General features: G+C 47.7%; 3 protein-coding genes. All 3 read right to left on the bottom strand.

Annotated elements, in window-relative coordinates; all coding sequences use genetic code 11:
* A partial coding sequence (locus tag GWQ22_RS21250; RefSeq protein ID WP_275931598.1) for a zonular occludens toxin domain-containing protein occupies positions 1–662 on the bottom strand: 662 nt, incomplete at its 3' end.
* Positions 663–977 carry a DUF2523 family protein gene (locus tag GWQ22_RS21245; RefSeq protein ID WP_275931597.1) on the bottom strand — a complete coding sequence of 105 codons (315 nt, stop codon included), beginning with the start codon at positions 975–977 and terminating at the stop codon, positions 663–665.
* A gap of 4 nt (positions 978–981) precedes the next feature.
* Positions 982–1,992: hypothetical protein (locus tag GWQ22_RS21240; protein ID WP_275931596.1), on the bottom strand; the 1,011-nt coding region annotated here is incomplete at its 5' end.

Genomic DNA, 1,992 nt, shown 5'->3' with positions numbered 1-1,992 from the left:
CCGCACGATGAAGAGCAAAAGTTAGCATGATCGTTACCATGTTCGGGAGTCACATAGGAGATCAGATCCTGGAAATCGGGAAAAGTGCCAATCAGTTCACAATATTTGTGTATAAGAGTCAGGTGCAATACCGTCTTATAACGACCACCCACCCCCAATATCGCCATATTGGTATGACGAATCGCCGTTTCGGCAGCGGCTCGGATTACCTGGTGCACCTTTTTAATGTTCGGCGTGGTGAATACGAAATCCCAGTTATGGTGACGGTGCATATCAAAGGCCACGTCTATGGTTTCGGGTCGCCCATCATTCTTTGCCACATCCGGCCCACCAGGATAATTCAGCCGGTCTAAATCGCTTTGGCGCCAGGAAGGTGGAAATACCCGCTGTACTTCATCGACCAGGAAGAAAACACCCTTGGGTGCCCAGTGATAGAAACGAGCAAAATGATCCCGACCCTCCTGGGATTCGGTTTCGACATACGTCACCTGGAAGTCATCCGGCACCGCCTTGCCCAGCACCTCCCTACACCGCTCAGCCGTGAAGCCACGCACGTTGGTGACGATATGACGGCCTGCCTTGATGGCTGGCAACACATCGGTATGAATGGCCCCTGACGACTTATAGGAACCAGGGGCGCCGTGATGGATCTTGATAGACATTTACCACCCCATCATATTGAGCATGAAGCGGGTAACAAACGCCTGGGAAAGGATTGTCAAACCCTTATCAAAATGCAGGTAAAGCAATATCCCCCGTAGCCCAGGAGGCAATAAATTAAAAGAAGAGGACAACATTGCGCTGAATTGAATATTAAGCAGCACCTCTTTAGCCACGTCCCAGGTAAAGTTCAACATAAATAGCTTGAACTCCACCCACTGAAGCGCAAACCGAACCACAATCCACGCACTAAACTGGACGGCCAAATTATATATATCGTTAAAAAACGCCCCAAAAAACTCGCTTAACCATTCCATGTCATCACCTCTTAAAAATAACCATCAATGCCACGAAGTAAAAAATAAACATCATTAACGCCGCCAACGTTGACCAAAAATCAGAAGAGGGCGGGCAAACAGAATAATCCTTACCGTACAAAGTAAACAAATCCAAACATTTCATGGGCTCGGCAGAGCCATAAAAATTAAATGAAAATATCCGCTTCATATCCTCGCTAATCGCTTTATAGCTCCCAGTGAGAGCATTATTCGCCTCATCCAATTTACCCTGCACGGTAGGCACATCAAAAAAGCAATTAGCGCCACCTTCACAGCCCTTTGAATCATAGGACGCACCACGAACAGAGAGGGGCGTGGACTCAGAGCCCGGCATTTTAGAATAATCAATATCCACGCCAGAACCATCCCCACCACCATTGCCACTTCCATTACCACTTCCATTACCACTGCCATCAGGCAACGCCGCAGCGAGCATACGCACATCGTTAGCCATGTAACCCATAACCTCGTTTATTTCCTTGAGGTATTCCGATGATTTATCAGCGCCACCCGTAGTCCCACCCGTATTACTTCCAATGCTACCGCCAGAAATGGCAGCCGCCAAATTCTGCATGGTTTCATTCATCTGCATAATCTGGCCAGCCATGCCATTCGCACCCAGCGCACCATTAATTGCGAATATCTCACCTATCACACTGCCAGTATTCATACGAATGTCATATAAGGTCGCGGCATCGCGATCAAACTTACCAAATATGTCATCAAATTTCTTATCCCAATAACCCTTCGACAAGCCCAGCTCATCACCTTCAGAACCACCGCCCGTGTTCTTGGCTATCTCTTCAAGATAATGCTCAGAGCGTGCCGCAACAAGCTCGGCGCCTTCCAACCTTGAATTTGCAACATGATTAAATTCTGAAATTTCCTTTAAAAACTGCTGAGCCGCCTCACTGGCATTAACCACACGCTGAGACATGCCACGTATATCACTAACCGCGCTATAAGTGAGGTCTGCATTACCTGCTAACATGCC

It is taken from the genome of Aeromonas sp. 1HA1, assembly GCF_029237385.1.
GTDB lineage: Bacteria > Pseudomonadota > Gammaproteobacteria > Enterobacterales > Aeromonadaceae > Aeromonas > Aeromonas popoffii.
Note: the sequence above shows the minus strand (reverse complement) of the source record. Positions and strands in the feature narration are given on the sequence as shown.